Genomic DNA, 20,038 nt, shown 5'->3' with positions numbered 1-20,038 from the left:
TCATCGCACCGTGGCCGCCCAGGCCACGACCTCGCCAGCCAGCCGCGCCGAGGCGCTGCCAAAGGCGCTGACCACTTCCGGTACCTTGCTGCCAGCCACCGCTTCCACCACCGCAAAGCGTCGCGCCGCCAGTTGCTGGCGCGTGGCGGCGTCCACCAGGCGGGCGTCGTAGACGATCACCACGCTGGGCGTACCATGGCGATACTCGGTCTGGAAGGCCGTCAGTGCGCCATCGAGTTCGACCTCGGCAGCAATGTTGGCATTGTCGCCGGACAGACGCGGGAAGCGCCCGTCGGCCTGGAAGGCATCCAGCAGGCGGTCACGCAACAGCTGCGGTGCCGGATCACTCCAGCGTACTCCCGCATAGGACTTGATCACGTCGCCCTCAGGCAGCACCAGGATGCGTTCACTGTCGATGCTGCGACTGGCCGCAGGCGTGGCGATACGCAGCGCGCGATACGCAGTGCCGCTGGCCGGGGTGGCGCCGGAGGCCAGCGGCGGCAGGCGATAGACCGCCAGCGGATCGGCCTTGGGAAGGATGGAACACGCCGTCAGGGCCAGGCTGGCGGCCACCAGGGCGGTGCGCAGGAGCGGGGTCATCATGGTTGGAATTCCTGGAGATTGTCTTGGCCCAGCAGATAGGCGCCGGGATTGCTTTCCAGCTTGCGGCTGATGGTCCGCACGGAGGCCAGCGTGCTGCGCAGTTCGGTGATGGCCGGGCCGATCTCGGCCACACCCTGGGCGCCGTTGTTGAGGGCGGCCTGGTTCTGCTGGATCAGCTTCTCGATCTGCTGGCTGCTGGCGGCCAGCGAACGCATGGCTTGCTGCAGGTTGCCCATGGCGTCGTTGCCGCGCGTGGCCAGCAACTGGTTGGCGGACTGCATGGCCAGGTTGGCCTGGCGCGCTGCGGCTGCCAGTTCCTGCATGGCCGTGCCGACATTGCCGCGCTGGGAGGCCAGGGTGTCGGTCAACTGTTCCAGATGGGCCAGGGTCTGGTTCAGGCGCCGCGCATTTTCCGGGGCCAGGAACTGCTTGGCGTTGAGCAGCACTTCATTGACGTTGGAGAGCAGGTCTTCGCCGTTGGAGAGCAGAGACGACAGCGGCGAGGGCGAGGCGATGATGATGGGGTCATTGCCATCCTTGGATTCCAGTCGCGGACTGGCAGGCGAGCCATTGGTCAACTGGATCAGCGCGGTGCCGGTGATGCCGGCCAGGGCCAGCTTGGCGCCGGTGTCTTCCTTGATGGGAGCCTTGCCGGTGACGCGGATGCGGGCGCGTACCTTGCGCGGATCGGCGGGGTCCAGGCTCAGGCCGACCACGTCGCCCACCTTGATGCCGCTGTACTGCACCGGGCTGCCGCGCGAGAGACCGCTGACGGCTTCGTTGAAGATGACCGTGTAGTAGTCGACATCGCGATCCTGTCCGGCCTTGGTCAGCCACAGGCAGAACAGCAGCGCCGCCAGGGCGACCAGGATGGTGAACAGTCCGATGAGGACATGATGGGCACGCGTTTCCATTAGGCGTTTCCTTGATGCGTTGGGGTGGCCGCCGCACGCAGCGCGGCCTGGCTGGCGGCCCGTCCGCGCGGGCCCTGGAAGTATTGCTGTATCCACGGATCATCGAAGGCCGCCACGGCCTCGATGCGGTCGGCCACCAGCACGCGCTTGGCCGAGAGGACGGCAACGCGGTCACAGATGGCGTAGAGGGTGTCCAGGTCATGGGTGACCAGGAACACGGTCAGTCCCAGCGCATCGCGCAGGGTCAGGATCAGGCGGTCAAAGGCGGCTGCGCTGATGGGGTCCAGGCCGGCCGTGGGTTCGTCCAGGAACAGGATGTCCGGGTCCAGCGCCAGCGCCCGGGCCAGCGCGGCGCGCTTGATCATGCCGCCCGAGAGCGCGGCCGGATACTTGTCGCCAGCGGCGATGGGGAGTCCCGCCAGGGCCAGCTTCATGGCCGAGACGCCGCGCGCCTCGTCGGCATCGAGCCCGCCGTATTCGGTCAGGGGCAGGGCGATGTTTTCCAGCACCGTCAACGAAGAGAACAGTGCACCCTGCTGGAACAGCACCCCGAAGCGCCGCTCGTACTGCGACCGTGCCTCGTTGGAGAGGGCCGCCAGGTCCTGCCCGAACACCCTGATCTGGCCTGCTGCGGGCGCTTGCAGGCCGACGATGCTGCGTAGCAGAACCGACTTGCCGGTGCCGGATCCGCCGACCACGCCGAGGATTTCACCGCGCCGCACCTGCAGGTCCAGCTGGTCGTGCACCACCTGGGTACCGAACTGGTTGCGCAGGCCGCGCACGTCGATGATGGACTCCACGGCGCTCTCGTCGTGAACACGATTCACCATCCCATCTCCATGAAGAACAGGGCTGCCAGCGCATCCAGCAGGATCACCACGAAGATCGACTGCACCACGCTGGAGGTGGTGTGCTGGCCCACCGACTGGGCGCTGCCGCTGACCTTGAAACCTTCATTGCAACCGATGATGGCGATCACGAAGGCAAACAGCGGCGCCTTGACCATGCCCAGCAGGAAATGACGGATGCCGACATCCTGCTGCAGCAGCGAGAGGAACATGGTCGGGCTGATGTCCAGCGACAGTGCACAGACCATGGCTCCGCCCAAGAGGCCGGACATCATCGCGATGAAGGTCAGCAGGGGCATGGAAATCAACAGGGCGATGATGCGCGGCAGCACCAGCAGATTGACCGGATCCAGGCCCAGTGCGCGGATGGCGTCGATTTCCTCGTTGGCCTTCATCGAGCCGATCTGCGCCGTAAAGGAACTGGCAGTACGTCCGGCCATGAGGATGGCGGTCAGCAGCACGGCGAATTCGCGCAGGAAGGAAAAGGCCACCAGGTCCACCGTATAGAGACTGGCGCCGAAATCGGCCAGCACGGTGGCGCCCAGGAAGGCGACCACGGCACCCACCATGAAGGTCAGCAGGGACACGATGGGTACGGCATCCAGCCCGGTCTGTTCGACCTGGGCCACCACGCCGGTAAAGCGCCAGCGCGAGGGTCGCCAGAACGAGGCGGCCAGCGTTTGCAGGCACAGTCCTGTAAAACCCAGCAGGTCGCGTGTACAGCTGCGCAGATTGAGGGTAGCCATGCCCACGCGTTCCAGCATGTCGGTAATCCACGCCTGCGGCGGCGGGGCGGCCTTGGGCATGGCGATGGCGCGGGCCTCGGCCACGGCAGCCAGCAGACCGCGCCAGGCACGCGGCAGGGTGCTGTGCTCGCCGGTCTGGCGCAGGGCGCCCGGGACGCCCAGCAGATCCACCAGCAGCTTGGCACCGACGGTATCGAAGGCGGTCAGTGCAGAAAACGTCAATTCCGTTTCCTCGTTCATGGCTGGCCGCTGCTGCGCAATCTGGCGCGACAGGGCGCGGTAGTTGCGCAAGGTCCAGTCGCCTTCCACGTGCAGCACGGGCGGGCTGGACGGTTCGAGGCGGAAGGTGGCGGCAGTATTCAAATCAGGTCGTGCCAGCGGGCAGGGAGTGGGAAGGGGGCAGTGTAGCGAACTTGCCGGCCCATGTGCAAAAAGCGTCAGCAGGCTGCGGCAAGTATGGCATGCAGGGAGGCTTCGCGCCAGCGGTCGGGCGGTACGGCGGCACACTATCCCAAGAGGTAATTGTCGGGGGCGTGGCCTATCCATCGGCCCCGGCTGACGACAGCAGCCAGAACGTCGTGCGCATCGGTTTGCGGCACAGGTTCTGAGTCCGGTGCCGGGCGGGCGCACGCTACGCCTCGCCCGGCGTTGCATCTTTTTCATTTCAGCCAGAAAAGGAGGAAGATTTCTTCGCTTGCGATTTTCGCAGGCTTATTCATATAAATTATTTTGGTTCGACTTGCCCGTCTAGGGCGAGGATGAACAAGTTTTCATCTGGCCCAAATGCGGCGGTGTGGCGGGCCTGTCAGGACGCAGCATCTCGGCACCATGGTGCGATTGTCGGCAGCGGCAAGCTTGGGTTGAATGGCAGCGGGAAGAAGTTTTACGAGTTTTGACACGAACAAATTCGAGATGAGGCTAGAGGCGCCGGGATGTCAGCAATGCCATCCGCACAGTGCGACCTTGGCCCGACAACAAGCTCGATGCGTGTCATTGCCATCGATTCACACTGCTCAGGGAAAACACCATGACCATCACCATTGTCCCCAATCGCCTTTTGGCATTGGCTTCCGCGCTGCCGACCACGGCCCCGCGTCCACTCAAGTCGACCTCTGCCGTCATCACCAGGACCGCCAGCTTTGCCCACGCACCGCGAGTAGCCGAGGAGGGTATCACGCCCGTCTCGGTCTTTGCGATGGACCCGGCTGCCGAGACTCATTCGCTTCCCGGTTCGACCACGGCGGCGCAGACAGCCCGCACAAGCCGGCGTGAACGGGCCGCACGCGCCAGGGCGGTGCAGGCGCAGGAGATGGCAGCGCCGAGCATCTCGGGGACTGCGGGTGCCGGCTTGCCGGCCTGGAGCGAGACTGGCTCGTCCGAGCTCGCGCAGGCCGATCTGCTCAAGGGACGCACCGTTGGCCCTGCCTCGGACAAGCTTCCGGTGGCGTCGGGCGAGGTCATGCCGGGCTTGTCGGCGGCTCCGGCAGCGCCAGCGCTGGCTCCGGCTCCGGCTCCGTCGGCGCTGGTACCCGGATCCGCGTTGCCGGTCCCCGCTGCAGCTCCCACGGTCTGCCCGGTCATCCAGACCGTGCCAGCGCAGGTCCCGCCTTGCAATGCGCCGGTCCAGCCGCCTTGCTGGACGACCGACCTGGTACCTTTGGCGGATGCTTTTCCGCCGGATGTGATCCTGATTTCCGATTGCGTACCCGTGCCGATCTCCTCGCTCGTTCCGCCTCCGGTATGTATCCCTGTCCCGGTTCCGGCACCGCGCGTCTCGCCTGCGGTACCCGCCAGCTCTCCCGCAGTGGCGGCGCTACCTGTGTCCGCGCTGCCGCCGGTGGCCTCACCGCCGGCAGCGCCCGCACCAAGCGCCTACGTGGCGCCGCCCGCTGCGGTCTATGTGGAGGCACCTGCGGAGCCACCGGTCCCCGACAGCCATTTCCGCGACTTGCGTGACGATGACAGTGCCTTCAAGCTCGACAATGGCCGCACGGTGAACTTCGGACCGGACCAGATCAAGGCGCTCAACAGCAGCCCCGGCTACCTGATCGGTACCGACGGCAAGGACCTGCTCGATCCCAACCTCGGCACTGGCAACTACAACGTCAACGTTCAGGCCGGGCCCTTCAGACAGTTGGCCGGTGGTGGCGGTGACGACATGATCAATGGCAGCAAGCTCGATGACACTCTCTGGGGCGGCGATGGCAAGGATCTCTTGTGGGGGAAGGAGGGTGACGACCAGCTCTATGGCGAAAACGGCAACGACCAGTTGGTCGGCGATGACGGTAATGATCTGCTTTCAGGCGGCGCCGGTGCCGACCGTGTTTTTGGTGGTCTGGGCAATGACCGCATCTGGGGTGGCGACGGCGATGACGAATTGTATGGCAATGACCTGAACTTTTTCGGCATCAAGGGCTTGCAGGCCGGACAGACCGATGACGACCAGGTCGCGGGCGGTGCGGGCAACGACAGCATCTCGGGCGGCCTCGGCAATGACCAGCTGTGGGGCGGGATCGGTGACGACAGTCTTTACGGGGATGACGGTGATGACAAGCTCTATGGTGACGAGGGCAACGACCGCATTTTTGGCGGTGCCGGCAACGATGTCCTCCAAGGCGGCGACGGCGATGATGTGCTCTATGGTGACTACATGCGCGCCTACGCCGCAGTCACCAATGACATCGGTGGCAATGACCTGCTTTATGGCGGCACCGGCAATGACACCCTGTATGCCGGCGTGGGCAACGACTTGCTCGACGGCGGTGCGGGCAACGACTACATGGAAGGCGGCAAGGGGGACGATACCTATGTGGTCGATTGCGGCGGCGACACCGTGGCCGAGGATGCCAACGAAGGCCACGATACCGTCATCGCCTCCTGCGACTACGCGCTCACGGCCAAGGTGGAGGATCTGCACCTGGCCGAAGGTGGCAGCTTCAATGGCACTGGCAATACCCTTGACAACCTGATCACCGGCAACAGCGCTGACAACCTGCTCGACGGTGGCCAGGGGGCCGACACCCTCATCGGCGGCCAGGGCAACGACACCTATGTGGTCGACAACATCGGCGACAAGGTGGTGGAGATGGCCGGCGAAGGGATCGATACCGTCCGCGCCAAGATCAGCCATACCCTGGGCGACAACCTGGAAAACCTGAGCCTGATGGACAGCACCAGCGCACAAGCCGAGACCATCAACGGCAAGGCCGTGCTGGTGTATGGCTTTCCGCGCAATTACGACCTGGACTATTCGCAGGGCGACGAAGTGCCCGGCTACAAGGGCACTTGCGGTGAGACCAGCGTGGCCAACATCTGCATCATGTCCGGCCTGCAGGAGACCGAGGCCGATGTGGTCAAGCGCGCCATCGCCAATGGCTGGTGCCGTACGCAGGGCAGCAGCGACGCTTCGCGCGGGGGCTGCAATCAGTACGATCAGGTGAACCTGCTCAAGAGCTTCGGCCTGCAGGCGGATTACAGCAACGGGTATGACCAGGCCAGGCTGGCCAGCCTGCTCAAGGATGGCCGTGGCGTCCTGATCGCCGTCAATGCCGGCAAGCTGTGGGGCGATCCTGACTATATCCAGGGCGGTGTTCTCAACCATGTGGTGACGGTCACCGGCGTGGCTTGCGATGCCGACAGCGGCAACGTGCTCGGCTTCTATATCGCCGACTCCGGACGCGGCCAGGCCAGTGATGCCAACCGCTACCTGTCGGCCGACGACATGCGCAATGTGGCCGACGCATACGGCGCCAACATGGTCTATACGCTTGATCCCATCAAGGTCCGCAACGAGAACATCGATGCCACCGGCAATGCGCTGGACAACGTGATCACGGGTAACCGCGGCAGCAACATCCTCACCGGTGGACGGGGCGACGATATCCTCATCGGCGGCGCCGGCAACGATACCTATGTCTTTGCCCGTGGCGATGGTCGCGACCAGATCATCGACAGCGATGCCACAAGCGGCAACCAGGACGTCCTGCAGTTCAAGGACATCAACCAGACCGACCTCTGGTTCAGCCAGGCCGGCCAGGATCTGCAGATCGATGTGCTGGGCAGCAAGGACGGCGTCACCATCAAGGACTGGTACGTGGGCGGCAAGAGCGGTACCGATCATCACATCGAGCGCATCTGCACTGCCGATGGTTATACGCTCTACGACACCGATGTGGCCCAACTGGTGCAGGCCATGGCCAGCTTCGCACCGCCGCCGCCCTTGCAGGCCGAATGGAGCAGTGGCCAGTCCAGCGCGACGGGCAAGGTCCTGCTGACAGTCAACCACTGAACGGGCATGTGGACGGGCACGGCAGTGCCTTCGCGCCTTCGATCACGACGACAGCCGTCTCGCCATCTTCGGGAATTCTATGAACCAGAGTGATAACGACCCCGGCCAGGCCGGCACGGACAGCGGCCTGCTGTGCCTGATCCTGCTGGCCAGGCTGCATGGCATCGCTGCCGATGCGCAACAATTGCAGCACCGCTTCGGCCGTCAGCCCTTCGGTGTGCAGAACATCCTCCTGGGTGCGCGCATGCTGGGCATGAAGGCACGCTGCATCCGCCAGCATCCCGCGCGCCTGGAGCGCACCCCCTTGCCGGCCATCGGCATCGACCATGCCGGCCGTTTCTTCGTACTGGCCAAGATCGAAACCGATCCCAGCCAGCCCGTGGCCGCCGCGCGCATGCTGATCCAACGGCCGGGACAAGCGCCGCAGGTGATGTCACGCGCGGAGTTTGCCGCCTTCTGGTGTGGCCAGGTGATCCTCATGACCAGCAAGGCGAGCTATGCCGCTGAATCGGCGCGCTTCGACTTCACCTGGTTCATTCCGGCCGTGGTCAAGTACCGCAAGGTGCTGGGCGAGGTCTTGCTGATCTCGCTGGTGCTGCAGATCATCGGCCTGGTCACGCCGCTGTTCTTCCAGGTGGTGATGGACAAGGTGCTGGTCAATCATGCCATGATGACCTTGAACGTGATTGCAGTCGGCTTGGTCGCCGCCACCATTTTCGAGGCCTTGCTCAATGGCATCCGCACCGCCATCTTCGCCAAGGCCAGCAGCAAGATCGATGTGGAGTTGGGGGCGCGCCTGTTTGCCCATTTGCTGAGCCTGCCGCTGGCTTACTTCCAGGTGCGTCGCGCGGGCGATTCGATTGCCCGCGTGCGCGAGCTGGAGAACATCCGCAGCTTCCTCACCGGCAATGCCATGACGCTGGTGCTGGATCTGGTGTTTTCCTTCATCTTCCTGGCGGTGATGCTTTGGTACAGCGTCCCCTTGAGCCTGATCGTGCTGGCCTCCATCCCGGTGTATCTGCTGCTGTCGCTGATCTTCACACCGCTGCTGCGCGCGCGCCTGAACGACAAGTTCAACAAGAGCGCCGAGAACCAGTCCTTCCTGGTGGAGACCCTCACCGGCATGGATACCGTCAAGGCCATGGCCGTGGAGCCGCACTGGCAGCGCAAGTGGGACCAGCAGCTGGCGGGTTACGTGGCTGCCGGCCTGACCACCACCAACATCAGCCTGTTGGCCAGCGGCGGCGTGAGCCTGGTCAGCAAGCTGGTTGGCGTGGGCATCATGTGGTTGGGAGCGCAGCAGGTCATCGACAATGCCTTGTCGGTCGGCGAGCTGGTGGCCTTCAACATGCTGGCCGGGCAGGTGGCCGCGCCCATCCTGCGGCTGGCGCAATTGTGGAACGACTTCCAGCAGGTCGGCATTTCCATGAGCCGCCTGGCCGACGTGCTCGATGCCCGCAGCGAAGTCGCCGGCCATCGCACGCGCTTGCCTCGCGTGAACGGGGCGATCGCCTTCGACCGCGTGAACTTCCGCTATCGTCCCGAGACACCGGAAGTCATTCGTGGCCTGTCGCTGGAAATCCGGCCTGGGGAGGTCATCGGCATCGTCGGCAGTTCCGGTTCCGGCAAGAGTACCCTGGCCAAGCTGGTACAGCGGCTCTATGTCTGCGAGAGCGGGCGCATCAGCGTGGACGGGCAGGATATCGCCATCATCGATACGGCTTCGCTGCGTCAGCAGATCGGCGTGGTGCTGCAGGAGAATACGCTGTTTTCGCGCTCCATCCGCGACAACATCGCCCTGGTCGATCCTTCGGCGCCGATCGAGGAGGTGATCGCTGCAGCCCGGCTGGCGGGTGCGCATGACTTCATCTGCGAGCTGCCCGAGGGTTACGACACGCTGGTGGGTGAGCAGGGAACAGGTCTGTCCGGCGGCCAGCGCCAGCGTATTGCCATTGCGCGCGCCCTGATCAGCAATCCCGGCATCCTCATCTTCGACGAAGCCACCAGCGCGCTGGATTATGAATCCGAAAAGATCATCCAGGACAACATGCGCCAGATCTGCGCCGGCCGCACCGTACTCATCATTGCGCACCGGCTCTCGGCGGTGCGCGAGGCCGACCGCATCCTGGTGATGGAGCGCGGCAATGTGGTCGAGAGTGGCCGCCACGAAGAACTGCTGCGGGTAGCCAACGGGATCTATGCGCACCTGCACGCGTTGCAGGCGGGCAAGCCGCTTCGGGGGGGATCAGCATGAGTCTGCATTATCGTTCCCAGGCCTGGATGGCCTTGTGGCAGCGCTACGTACGTCGCTTCCTGCACGCCTGGCGTGAGCGCCACCAGCATCCAGCGGGCCTGTTCCAGCAGCAGGAAGCGGAGTTCCTGCCGGCCGCGCTGTCGCTGCAGGAAGCGCCCGACTCGGCCAGCCTGCGCTGGACGGCACGGGTGCTGGTCGCCATGGTCGTGTTGACGCTGGTGTGGTCGGTGATCGGACAGATCGATATCGTCGTCAGCGCCAATGGCAAGGTCATTCCCTCCGGCCGGATCAAGACCATTGCCTCGGTCGAGGTGGCCAGCGTGCGGGCACTGCTGGTGCGCGAGGGCCAGCACGTGCAGGCCGGGGAGGTGCTCATGGAACTGGATGCCACCAGCAGTGACAGCGAGCGCGACAAGGCCGCCGACGTGCTGGCCCAGGCGCGCCTGCAGGCGGCACGTGCGCAGGCCATGATGCAGGCAGTGCAGCAGCTGCGTGCACCGCAACTGGAGGAGGTGGCCGGCGTGACGCAAGCGCAATGGGATTCCGTGCAGCGCCAGTTGCAGGGGCAGTACCAGGACTTTCACGCCCGCCTGGTGCGCCTGGATGACGAAATCGTCCGCTACGGCGCGGCGCTGCGTCTGGCCAGTCAGCGTGCCAGCGACTATCGGGATCTGATGAGCGACCATAGTGTTTCCAGGCACGCCTGGCTGGAGAAGGAACAGGCGCGTGTGGATGTACAAGGCCAACTGGCCGAGGCCCGCAATCAGCGGACTGCCCTGCTGGCACAGACCCGGAAGGAGGCGCACGACAGCCGCATCGAGGCCGAGAAGATCATCGAGAGCGCCCGCCAGGACCAGCGCCGCGCCGAAGAGCACAGCAAGCTGCTGCGCCTGACCGCACCGGTCAGCGGCACAGTGCAGCAGCTCGCCGCGCACACCATCGGCGGAGTCGTTGCGGCCACCCAGCCGCTCATGCAGATCGTACCGGAGGATGGCGACATCGAAATCGAGGCCCAGATCGAGAACAAGGATGTGGGCTTCGTCGAGGTAGGGCAGGAGGTGGAGGTGAAGGTCGATGCTTTCGACTACACCAAGTACGGCACCCTCCCGGCCAGGGTGGTATCCGTGTCGCGCGATGCCATCCAGGATGAGAAGAAGGGATGGATCTATATCGCCCGCATCGTCCTCTCCAGGAACAGCCTGGACGTAGATGGACGCAGGCTGCCTCTGTCAGCGGGTCTGGCGGTCAATGTGGGCATCCGCACCGGTAGCCGCAGGGTGATTGAATATGCCTTCTCCCCGTTGTTGCGTCATCAGAAGGAGGCACTGCATGAGCGCTGATCATCGGCACCGTCGGATGGCCGCCCTGGGTATGGCTGCCGCGTTGCTGGCGGTGTCACCAGCACGTAGCGGCGAGCCTGGGCGTTTCGATCCGCTGCTGGCGCGACCGCCTGAACTGGACCATGGCAAGCCCTTGCCCGGTGATGAACAGCCGATGGTCTGTACCAGCAGCAGCTTCGCGCCCGGCAAGGTACTGACCCTGGCCGATGCCGTGGATCTGGCACTGTGTCACCAGCCCCAGATACAGGCTGGTTGGGCCAGCATCAAACTGCAGGCGGCGCAGCTGGGGGAGGCGCGGGCCGCCTATCTCCCCACCCTGGGCGCTGGCGCCAGCCGCTATCGTGGCAGCACGAGTTCGGATCAGGGCAGCAGCAGTCGTTCCATCGGCACGCTCTATGCCACGTTGACCTGGCGTCTGCTGGATTTTGGCGGCCGCAGTGCCAACCAGCGCGCCGCCGACGTCTTGTTGCAGGCGGCCTTGGCCAGCCAGGATGCCGCCCTGCAAAAGGCCATGGCCGGGGCGGTCGGTCTGTACTACGACGCCCACAGTGCCCGTGCGGTGGTACAGGCGCGTGAGCGCGGCCTGCAGCTGGCGCGGCAGGTGCTGGAGACCGCTATCCGGCGCGAGCAGCGCGGCGTGGGCGCCTTGCCGGAAACCCTGCAGGTGCGCAGTTACGTCGCCAGAGCAGAACTGGAACTGGCGCGCGCCAACGGTCAGCACAGGCGCAGCCTGGTAGCGCTGGCGGTGGGCTTGGGCTTGCTGGATGAGGCAGGGGATGCGCCGGCGCTGACGCTGTCTTCCGAGGTTGAGGAAGATCCGCTCGGGTTGGAGCAGAATCTGCCGGGATGGCTGCAGTCGGCCAAGCAATACCATCCGGCCATCCTGGCGGCGCGCGCCCAAGTCGAAGCCGCTCGTGAGAAAGTGACAGTGGTGCGCTCGGAGGGATTGCCGACGCTGGATCTGAGTGCCAGCCGCTTCGTCAATGGTCGACCCAATCAAGGCGGCGGCAATCGCGGTGATCGTGAAACCGTGGTCGGGCTGAATCTGAATATTCCCATCTTCGAAGGCTTTACGCGCAACTACAAGATCGACGGTGCGCAGGCCCAGGTAGAGTTGCGCGAAGCCGAGCTGCGCGACGTCCAGGCCCAGGTGCTGGGCGACATCGCCATCACCTATGCTGAGGCGACCACGGCCTTGCGCAGCCTGGCCTCCTCGCGCAGCCTGCTGGAGGCGGCGCAACGGGCGCTGCAATCGGTGCAGCGCAAGTACGATGCAGGTAGCGCCGACATCGTGGAAATGCTCAACGCGCAATCGGTACTCAGCGAGGCCGAGCTGGAGCGCATTCGTTCGTTGTCGGACTGGCGCTCGGCACGGCTGCGACTGTTGGCCAATGCCGCCGAAATGGGGCGCAGCAGTTTCACCACGGCGTCGCGCCGCTGACCCGGCTCGCGCGGCTTCAGTGGTGGCGGTGTGGTGCGCGGCGCCAGGTCTGCCAGCCTGTGAGCAGGCACAGCAGGGCGCCCAGGGTAAAGACCAGGCCGCTGCAGAAGCGTTGCGTGATGGCCAGGGTCAGCACGGTCGGCAACAAGACCACGCCGATGAAGCCGGCAAAGACGCACAGTCCGGTCGCCCGGCCCACCTCTTCGCGCGCAACGACGATGGCAATCTCGGAGAACAGCACGCCATTCCACGCGATGACTGCGATACCCAAGGCTGCCGCTGCCAGGTAGAGCATGAACGCGGGTATCGAGGCGAAGGCGGCCCAGGCCAGGATGGTGAATCCCGATGTGCCGAGCAGGCCGGAGAGCGCCAGCATGTGCAGCGCCGACACACCACGGTCAACGCAGCGGCCCCAGACCAGGCGGAAGATCACGCCCACCAGGTTCACGAGCGTGAGCAGCCAGCCTGCCTGTGCGATCGTCATCTGCTGGAAGCCATGCAGGAAGGGCACCAGCATGGCCAGGGTGGTCACCTGCAGTCCGGAGAACAGAAAGGCTACCACTGCCAGGATGCGTAGTGGCGGATAGCTGGCCAGGAGCGACCAGACGCTGGCGGGTTTGGCGACGGCGTGGGATTGTGCTGCCTGGCTGCGCTCCTGCGGGGATCGGCTGGTGAAGGCCGCGGCGCCCGCCAGGCCGATGATGCCCGGTGCGATGAAGGCCCACGACAGTCCCAGATGCTGCGTCATGGCCGGCACCACCAGGGCGGCCAGCGCAGCCCCGGCGGGCACGCCGCTTTGCCGGATCGAGAACAGCAGGCTGCGATGCTTGATGGAGGTGCCCTGGCTCAGGAAGTACGAACTGGCCGGTGTGATGCCGCCATATCCCATGCCCATGAGCACACTGCCGGTCAATACGCCCGCGATCCGCGAGCTGGCGATGAGCAGCATGCCCAGCGCACACAGTGCCAGGCACCAGCGGCTGACCTGGAAGGCACCGAGCCGATGCACACGGTTGCCGAACCAGATCGAGGAGCAGGCTGCTGCCGCATAGAGCAGCGCCGTGTAGACACCGACCCAGCGTGCCGACACGGCCAGCGAGTCCGCCAGCAGAGGAGAGATGGTCAGCACGGCGGTGGCGGCGAAGGAAGTGGCGATCTGGATGATGGTCAGCAGGAGCAGGGCGGTGAGCGCATTCATGGAAGGGAGCGTGGTGGCGTTCTGTTGGGGGTGGCAGGCAGGGAAACCTGTCGCCCTCGGGAGCAGAACGCGCTTGCGGGGGGAAGTATCAAAGGCATGATTGTAGGAAAAGATGCGACATCGTGTTTTGCCCGATGGATTCGATGCCCATCAATAGCCGGGCCTCATGCGCGGGACAGGCATGGACCTGTATGACGTGATGCGCATGCAGGCCGGCATGCTTTCCAGACCAATCATCTTTCCGAGGCAGCATCATGGATTTTCAGAGCGCGGCTGGATGGGCTGCAGCAATCATCATCATCTTGATTCTGCTCAGGCTGCAGAGGCGATGGCGCAAGGGCCATTGCATCGATGCCGGACTGGGGTGGTCCGGCGCGGCTGGTCCGGGCAACAGGATCTACCTGTACAACCTGACCGCGCGCGCGATCGTGGTGAAGCGATGGAGTCTGCACATCACCTGCGGCCGCTTCCGACGGCGCCGCGTGCTCGAGATGGCAGACGCCGGCTGGCCCTTGGAGGAGATTCGCATCGAAGCTCATGGGGCTCATGTGCTGTACTTCTGGGATGCGGGATTTCTTGCAGGAGAGGCTCACCGGGGGCGGCGGGGAAGGCTCTATATCAAGCTCGGGATCCTCGGCGGAAGGTCACGTACTTGTTGCCTGTATCCGGTTGGAAGCGCATTGCCGGGGTACGGTCTTGGCGTGAGGTGCAGCTGATGGGACGAACGAATTGATTCTCCAATCGGGGCGGTTCACTACTCCAGGTATCAAGGTAGGTGCCCAGAAATTTCTGGGCACCTACCCCAAGAATCGTGATGGGGTAACGAAACGTTATCCCCTTCAACCTTTAGAGGTTGACTATGCCGCAACTGCTTTAGGCGGCTTGATCAAGCTTTCTGCAGGGATGCCGAGCCCCTGGTTGAGCTTCCAGATCATACCGAGTGTAAGGGGGCGCTTGCCATTGAGGATTTCATAGACTCTGTTGGAACGGCCAATATACGGTTCCAGATCTTTAACAGTCAGGCCAGCCTGCTCCATGCGAAATTTGATGGCCTCAACAGGGTCAGGCAGGTCAATTGGATAGTGCTTGGCCTCATAGGCTTCAACCAGCGTGACCAAGACGTCCAAGCGATCACCTTCCGGAGTGTTCAGTTTGGCCGTCATCAGGCCTTCAATCTCCTTCAGGGCAGCGCGGTAATCGGCGTCAGTTTTGATGGGTTTGATATCCATGATGTTCTCCGTTAAATCGTCTGTGCGTCGATGTCATCGTACTGAGCATGGGTGCCGATGAAGCGCACATACACAACGCGAAAGTCATAATTGATCCAAACAACAAGTCGATACTTGTTCCCGGCAATGTTGAAGACAGCGCGGCCGTCTTTCAGGATGCTTGCATTGCCAAATGTTGCTTTGACCTCATCGGGTTTGCTCCAATCTGCCTTCAACACAACTCGATACCACGCTAAGCCTGGTTCCTCTGCGTCAGCATAATCTGGCGATTCCCAAAATTCCTTGAGTGTCGAGAGGGCAATAATGCGCATGAACTTGATCAAATTTGACTATGAAAGCATAGTAGTCCCAAATTGGGACTTCTGCAAGGTTTAAGGCAAAGTTGTCGAGCTATGGCGCAGGAGCATTTTTTATCGTCGGCGCTTTCGAATTCTAAGCGGCGGGTTTTGTTACCCTAGTTGTTACCTTGCCGATTAGGGTAACAACTAGGGTAACAAAACAGGGTAACAACTCAGGTAACGATCCGAATTTTCGGGCGCAGGCAGCGTATCCGCCAGGGAGGGGAGATCATCGTCGCCCCGCGCCGCGGGCTGATCGATGCTGACGGCGTACCTCACCGATTTGCCGGGGCGGACAGACTGGTTGTAGACGGTGGCCAAGATCCAGTCTTGATCTTGCTTGTTGGAGAAGTCAATTTCTGACTTTCTCTTCTCTCCCAATTCTGAAGCTACGACCCACGCGCTGCTCTGGAGCTCTTCAAGTTCAACCTGTCCGCGAGCTTGTCGAACCATGCGGCGGAAGTCTGAAATCTTCTCTGATAGGAATTTTTTGAACTGCTGGTACATCAGTTTGCCCGAGGTCTATGAGTTGCCTCGCAGCATACTTTCTCGATGTTACAGGCGTATGAGCGCCTCGCTACCACGCTTTAGTTTGTGGGTGAATTTGTGGGTAGAAATGATAAACGGGCCTGTGGGGCCGGTTCTATATGATGTCCTGGCGGAGGCTGTGAGATTCGAACTCACGGACGGGTCACCCCGTCGGCAGTTTTCAAGACTGCTGGTTTAAACCACTCACCCAAACCTCCTTGTGCTGCAGCCGGGCATGGCGCCCGTCGCACGAGGGCCGCATTATACATCACATCACTTGCTTTGCATCCATCCCTTTCCGGCATGCCATGCGCCAGCGCAGCAGACCGGCCTCAGAACGTCCCCGGATAAGCCCCGCCATCCATCAACAGATTCTGTCCCGTGATGAAACCCGCCTGAGCACTGCACAGATAGGCGCAGGCATCGCCAAACTCGGCCGGATCACCGAAGCGCCCGGCCGGGTTGAGCTTGCGCCGCTCCGCCAACACTTCATCCACGCTGCGCCCGCTCTCGGCGGCGGCACCGCTGGCGGTGGAACGCAGGCGATCGGTCTCGAACGGCCCCGGCAGGAGATTGTTGATCGTCACGTTGTGCGCCACCGTCTTGCGCGCCAGTCCCGCCACAAAACCGGTCAGCCCCGAACGCGCACCATTGGAGAGTCCCAGAATGTCGATCGGCGCCCGTACCGCGCTGGAGGTGATATTGACGATGCGCCCGAAGCCGCGCGTAATCATGCCATCCACCGTGGCCTTGATGAGCTCGATGGGCGTGAGCATGTTGGCGTCCACCGCCGCAATCCAGTCCTCCCGCGTCCACTCACGGAAGTCCCCAGGCTTGGGGCCGCCGGCATTGGTCACCAGGATGTCCGGTGCAGGGCAGGCAGCCAGCGCCAGGGCGCGTCCTTCCGGGGTGGTGATGTCGCAGACGACGGCGGCAATGACGGCGCCGGTGGCGGCGGTCTCCGCGCGGATCGCCCGGGCCGTGGCTTCCAGCGCCTCGGCACCGCGCGCCAGCAGGGTCACGTGGACGCCCTCACGCGCCAGCGAGAACGCGCAGGCGCGACCAAGTCCCTTGCTCGATGCGCAGACCAGCGCAGTTTTACCTTTGATGCCGAGATCCATTCTGTTGTCCTTTGCTTGAGGGGGATGGCAGAAAAACACAAGCGGCCGGGACAGCATGGGCCGGCTGCGCTACACTGTCGGGCCTGAACGGCGGCGCTACTTCTTCATCACCATGTAGATGGCCAGCGCAATGAGGGCGATAACGCCCATCTCCAGCGCAAACACGATGACGCCGCTCATGTCAGTCTCCTTTTTTATCCTTCGATGCGGCCACTGCATCCTGCAGCCGGCCAGCAGAGGCATCACTGTACACCGATGACGGCTTCCTTGTTTTTCTCCGGCGTAGTCAACTTCCTGCTCGGTGGCCTGCTGGGCGCCATGGGCGGTCTGTTCGGGATCGGCGGCGGGCTCATCGCCATTCCGGTGCTGGGCTACCTCTACGGCATGGACCAGCAACTGGCCCAGGGCACGGCGCTGGTGATGATCGTGCCCAATGTCGTCATCGCCTTCTGGCGCTACCGGCAGCGCAATCGCATCCAGTGGAGTACGGCCGCGATGATGTGCGTGCCCGCCGTCGTGACCACCTACCTCGCGGCCCGGATAGCCACTGCCATGGCCGCACGCAGCCTGCATGTCTGCTTCGCCGCCTTCATGGGGCTGCTCGCGCTTTACTACCTGTGGACGCTGTTGCGCAACAAGCGCAGCGTCGAGTCGTCCATGGTGCTCTCACGCCGCTACATTCCACTGGTGGGGATGTCGGCCGGAGCCTCGGCCGGTTTCTTCAGCGTGGGCGGCGCCATCGTGGCCGTGCCCATGCTGACGGCCTTGTTCGGCGTGACGCAGACCGCCGCGCAAGGCCTCGGACTGGCCATGGTCACGCCCGGCACCCTGGTGGCGCTGTGGACCTACGCCCAAGCGGGCCACGTGGACTGGTCAGTCGGTCTGCCCATGGCGCTGGGCGGCGTGCTGAGCATCTCATGGGGCGTGGCGCTGGCGCACCATTTGCCGGAACGGCGTCTGCGCATCCTCTTCTGCGCGGCATTGTTGTTGCTGTCGGTCTGGATGATGATCGGCGGCTGAGCGTTTCTCTTCCGGCCAGCACCACCTCAGGCGCTCTTCCTTGCACGAGCGACAGGCTTGCCTGCATCGGGCGCGGATAGTTTATCTTCGTCATTGTCCGGCATCATCTGCTCGCTGATGAACTCCACCAGGTTGCGGGCATGCGGCGAGAGCGTCTCCATGTTCTGAAACACCATGCTGCGCTCGCGCACGCTCCACGGATCGCTCAATTCCACCACCGATAACTGCATGGTCTGCTGATGCCGCTGTGCCGCTGAACGCGGCACGATGCCGATGCCGACATTGGTCTCGATCATGCGGCACATGGCTTCGAAGCTGCGTACCTGGATACGCAACTTGAGCCGCTGGCCATGCCCGGCCACGATGTTGTTGAGGAAATGGTGCAGGGTGCTGCCCTCGTGCAGGCCGATGTGTTCGTATTCCAGCGTGTCCTGGAAGGGAAGGCTGCCAGCGCCGGCCAGCGGGTGTTCCAGCGCGGTGGCCAGGACCAGGCGGTCGGTGGAGAAGTTGAGCACCTGCAATCCATCTCCCTGTACCGGACCGGCGACGATGCCGATGTCGGCCGTGCCTTCCTGGATGCCGCGCAGGATGTCATGGTTCAGGCGTTCTTCCAGGGCGACATTGACCTGCGGATACCTGGCCAGGAACTTGCCGAGAATCTCGGGCATGAATTCGGTCACCGCCGTGGTGTTGGCGAAGATGCGGATATAGCCCTTGATGCCGTTGTTGTACTGCTGCATGTCGCTCTTGAGATGTTCCATCTGCTGCATGAAGAGCTGTGCGTGATGCAGCAAGGTCTGCCCGGCCGGTGTCAGTTGCACGCCCTTGCTCTCGCGATAAAGCAGGCGCGTACCGAAACGTGTCTCCAGTTCCTTGATGCGGTTGCTGGTGGCGGCCAGCGAGAGATTCATGCGCTCGGCGCTGCGGGTGAGGCTGTTGAGTTCGGCAATCAGGATGAACAGGCGCAGGTCGGTCAGATCGAAAAGCATGATGTCTCCCGGAAAGGATCAGTGAGGATCTCGCTTGCATTCCGGCAAGCCGCCCTCTCTTGTGTTGCGGCACGTTCCCGCGTTCGTTGCGCGCGTGCCCTCGGTGGCTGCTCATGGTACGCCGATTTGTCCGAGCGCATGCAGAGAAATCCCTGGCGCGCGTGATGCGATGCCGCATCCGCATCCTGGGCGTGACTTCAGTTCTGCGTAAGCCCCCCTTCCAAAAATACAGATTGTTTGCCGCGTCGGCTGGCCACAGACTGGCGCCCATTGCACAACAACGACACGAGCAGACATGTCGCATCCCGACCTGGATATCACCTTGCTGCGTCAGTGGCTGGACAAGACCGAAACGCGCCACGACCAGATCAATCCTGCCTTTGCGGCAGCGCTGGCGGCGACGCTGGACGGTCCGCGTTATCCCGTCGCCGGGGATGCGCTGCCGCCCTTGTGGCACTGGATCTATTTCTGGAACGTGTGCCCTCAGTCGGAGGTGGGCGCGGATGGGCATCCGCAGCGTGGTGGCTTCCTGCCGCCGGTACCCTTGCCGCGGCGCATGTGGGCCGGAGGCCGGCTGCGCTTTGCCGCGCCGCTACCCATCGGCGCACAGGCCGAGAAAGTCTCGCGCATTGCCAGCGTGGACGTGAAGCAGGGACGCACCGGCGCGCTGGCCTTCGTGACCGTGCAGCACACCATCCATCATCAGGGCCAGCTCTGCCTGAGCGAAGAGCACGATATCGTCTATCGCGATTTGCCGCAGCCTGGTGCACCGGTGGCGGTAGCCCAAAGCGCGCCCGCCGATGCGCGCTGGTCGCGCCGGGTGGTGCCCGATCCGGTGCTGCTGTTCCGCTATTCGGCACTGACCTTCAACGGTCATCGCATCCATTACGACCGCAGCTATGTCACCGAGGTTGAGGGCTATCCTGGCCTGATCGTGCATGGTCCGCTGATCGCCACCTTGCTGGTCGACCTGCTGGCGCGCGAGATGCCGCAGGCGGTGCTGCGCGAGTTCAATTTCCGTGCCGTGGGCAGCCTGTTCGATATCGAGCCCTTCACGCTGTGCGGCAAGCCCGCAGCCGATGGCAGGAGCGTGGCGCTGTGGGCGCAGAACCAGCGCGGCGAGCTGGCGATGCAGGCGCAAGCCCTGTTGGGCTAAAAAAATAAATCATTTACACAATATT

18 protein-coding genes and 1 tRNA gene are annotated in these 20,038 nt (G+C 63.5%); 7 read left to right on the top strand and 12 right to left on the bottom strand.

The features are described from left to right. From ACODSZ_RS04055 to ACODSZ_RS04040, 4 genes are read right to left on the bottom strand one after another with little or no spacing between them, the layout of a single operon-like run. Positions 1–603, bottom strand: a complete 603-nt coding sequence (locus ACODSZ_RS04055; RefSeq protein ID WP_175344575.1) for an ABC-type transport auxiliary lipoprotein family protein — start codon at positions 601–603, stop codon at positions 1–3. Beyond that, complete coding sequence (locus ACODSZ_RS04050; RefSeq protein ID WP_175344574.1) at positions 600–1,517, bottom strand: MlaD family protein; 918 nt, start codon at positions 1,515–1,517, stop codon at positions 600–602. Before ACODSZ_RS04050 ends, ACODSZ_RS04055 begins: the two co-directional genes overlap by 4 nt. Further along, positions 1,517–2,347, bottom strand: a complete 831-nt coding sequence (locus tag ACODSZ_RS04045; protein ID WP_175344573.1) for an ABC transporter ATP-binding protein — start codon at positions 2,345–2,347, stop codon at positions 1,517–1,519. The genes ACODSZ_RS04050 and ACODSZ_RS04045 overlap by 1 nt, the downstream gene beginning before the upstream one ends. Then, the gene (locus ACODSZ_RS04040; RefSeq protein WP_175344572.1) at positions 2,341–3,474 is read right to left on the bottom strand and encodes an MlaE family ABC transporter permease; all 1,134 of its coding nucleotides are present in this window, start codon (positions 3,472–3,474) and stop codon (positions 2,341–2,343) included. The genes ACODSZ_RS04045 and ACODSZ_RS04040 overlap by 7 nt, the downstream gene beginning before the upstream one ends. Before the next feature lie 664 nt (positions 3,475–4,138). Between ACODSZ_RS04040 and ACODSZ_RS04035 the strand changes: the two genes are divergently transcribed. From ACODSZ_RS04035 to ACODSZ_RS04020, 4 genes are all read left to right on the top strand, one after another. Next, complete coding sequence (locus tag ACODSZ_RS04035; protein WP_488927081.1) at positions 4,139–7,399, top strand: calcium-binding protein; 3,261 nt, start codon at positions 4,139–4,141, stop codon at positions 7,397–7,399. Positions 7,400–7,478: 79 nt separating this feature from the next. Continuing rightward, positions 7,479–9,653 (top strand): type I secretion system permease/ATPase, encoded by a 2,175-nt coding sequence (locus tag ACODSZ_RS04030; protein ID WP_488927080.1) that lies wholly within the window; start codon positions 7,479–7,481, stop codon positions 9,651–9,653. Then, a complete protein-coding gene (locus ACODSZ_RS04025; RefSeq protein WP_175344569.1) occupies positions 9,650–10,993 on the top strand; it encodes an HlyD family type I secretion periplasmic adaptor subunit in 1,344 nt (447 codons plus the stop codon). The genes ACODSZ_RS04030 and ACODSZ_RS04025 overlap by 4 nt, the downstream gene beginning before the upstream one ends. Continuing rightward, positions 10,983–12,434: a TolC family protein gene (locus ACODSZ_RS04020; protein ID WP_488927079.1), complete on the top strand. Its 1,452-nt coding sequence runs from the start codon at positions 10,983–10,985 to the stop codon at positions 12,432–12,434. The genes ACODSZ_RS04025 and ACODSZ_RS04020 overlap by 11 nt, the downstream gene beginning before the upstream one ends. Positions 12,435–12,450: 16 nt before the next feature. On the opposite strand, the gene ACODSZ_RS04015 is transcribed toward ACODSZ_RS04020, so the two are convergent. Continuing rightward, positions 12,451–13,632 carry an MFS transporter gene (locus ACODSZ_RS04015; protein ID WP_488927078.1) on the bottom strand — a complete coding sequence of 394 codons (1,182 nt, stop codon included), beginning with the start codon at positions 13,630–13,632 and terminating at the stop codon, positions 12,451–12,453. 254 nt (positions 13,633–13,886) lie between these two features. Between ACODSZ_RS04015 and ACODSZ_RS04010 the strand changes: the two genes are divergently transcribed. After that, on the top strand, positions 13,887–14,348 hold the full coding sequence (locus ACODSZ_RS04010; protein WP_488927077.1) for a hypothetical protein: 462 nt from the start codon (positions 13,887–13,889) through the stop codon (positions 14,346–14,348). Positions 14,349–14,489: 141 nt separating this feature from the next. Here ACODSZ_RS04010 and ACODSZ_RS04005 read toward each other — a convergent pair whose 3' ends face one another. From ACODSZ_RS04005 to ACODSZ_RS03980, 6 genes are all read right to left on the bottom strand, one after another. After that, positions 14,490–14,861, bottom strand: coding sequence for a helix-turn-helix domain-containing protein (locus ACODSZ_RS04005; protein ID WP_488927076.1), 372 nt, complete (start codon positions 14,859–14,861; stop codon positions 14,490–14,492). An 11-nt stretch (positions 14,862–14,872) separates the two neighbouring features. Continuing rightward, positions 14,873–15,172: a type II toxin-antitoxin system HigB family toxin gene (locus ACODSZ_RS04000; protein WP_175344564.1), complete on the bottom strand. Its 300-nt coding sequence runs from the start codon at positions 15,170–15,172 to the stop codon at positions 14,873–14,875. Positions 15,173–15,346: 174 nt separating this feature from the next. Then, complete coding sequence (locus ACODSZ_RS03995) at positions 15,347–15,706, bottom strand: hypothetical protein (RefSeq protein WP_175344563.1); 360 nt, start codon at positions 15,704–15,706, stop codon at positions 15,347–15,349. Positions 15,707–15,855: 149 nt separating this feature from the next. Continuing rightward, positions 15,856–15,945 (bottom strand) — tRNA-Ser (locus ACODSZ_RS03990). 114 nt (positions 15,946–16,059) lie between these two features. Beyond that, complete coding sequence (locus tag ACODSZ_RS03985) at positions 16,060–16,848, bottom strand: SDR family oxidoreductase (protein WP_175344562.1); 789 nt, start codon at positions 16,846–16,848, stop codon at positions 16,060–16,062. Between the two features lie 96 nt (positions 16,849–16,944). Beyond that, positions 16,945–17,091 carry a hypothetical protein gene (locus ACODSZ_RS03980; RefSeq protein WP_157174226.1) on the bottom strand — a complete coding sequence of 49 codons (147 nt, stop codon included), beginning with the start codon at positions 17,089–17,091 and terminating at the stop codon, positions 16,945–16,947. A 12-nt stretch (positions 17,092–17,103) separates the two neighbouring features. Here ACODSZ_RS03980 and ACODSZ_RS03975 point away from each other — a divergent pair, with 12 nt between their 5' ends. Next, on the top strand, positions 17,104–17,868 hold the full coding sequence (locus ACODSZ_RS03975) for a sulfite exporter TauE/SafE family protein (RefSeq protein ID WP_008329753.1): 765 nt from the start codon (positions 17,104–17,106) through the stop codon (positions 17,866–17,868). A 26-nt stretch (positions 17,869–17,894) separates the two neighbouring features. On the opposite strand, the gene ACODSZ_RS03970 is transcribed toward ACODSZ_RS03975, so the two are convergent. Then, the gene (locus tag ACODSZ_RS03970) at positions 17,895–18,857 is read right to left on the bottom strand and encodes a LysR family transcriptional regulator (protein ID WP_008329751.1); all 963 of its coding nucleotides are present in this window, start codon (positions 18,855–18,857) and stop codon (positions 17,895–17,897) included. 295 nt (positions 18,858–19,152) lie between these two features. Between ACODSZ_RS03970 and ACODSZ_RS03965 the strand changes: the two genes are divergently transcribed. Continuing rightward, on the top strand, positions 19,153–20,013 hold the full coding sequence (locus ACODSZ_RS03965) for an HTD2 family dehydratase (RefSeq protein WP_488927075.1): 861 nt from the start codon (positions 19,153–19,155) through the stop codon (positions 20,011–20,013). Positions 20,014–20,038 lie beyond the last annotated feature (25 nt).

The organism is Herbaspirillum sp. FG34, from assembly GCF_057809315.1.
Note: the sequence above shows the minus strand (reverse complement) of the source record. Positions and strands in the feature narration are given on the sequence as shown.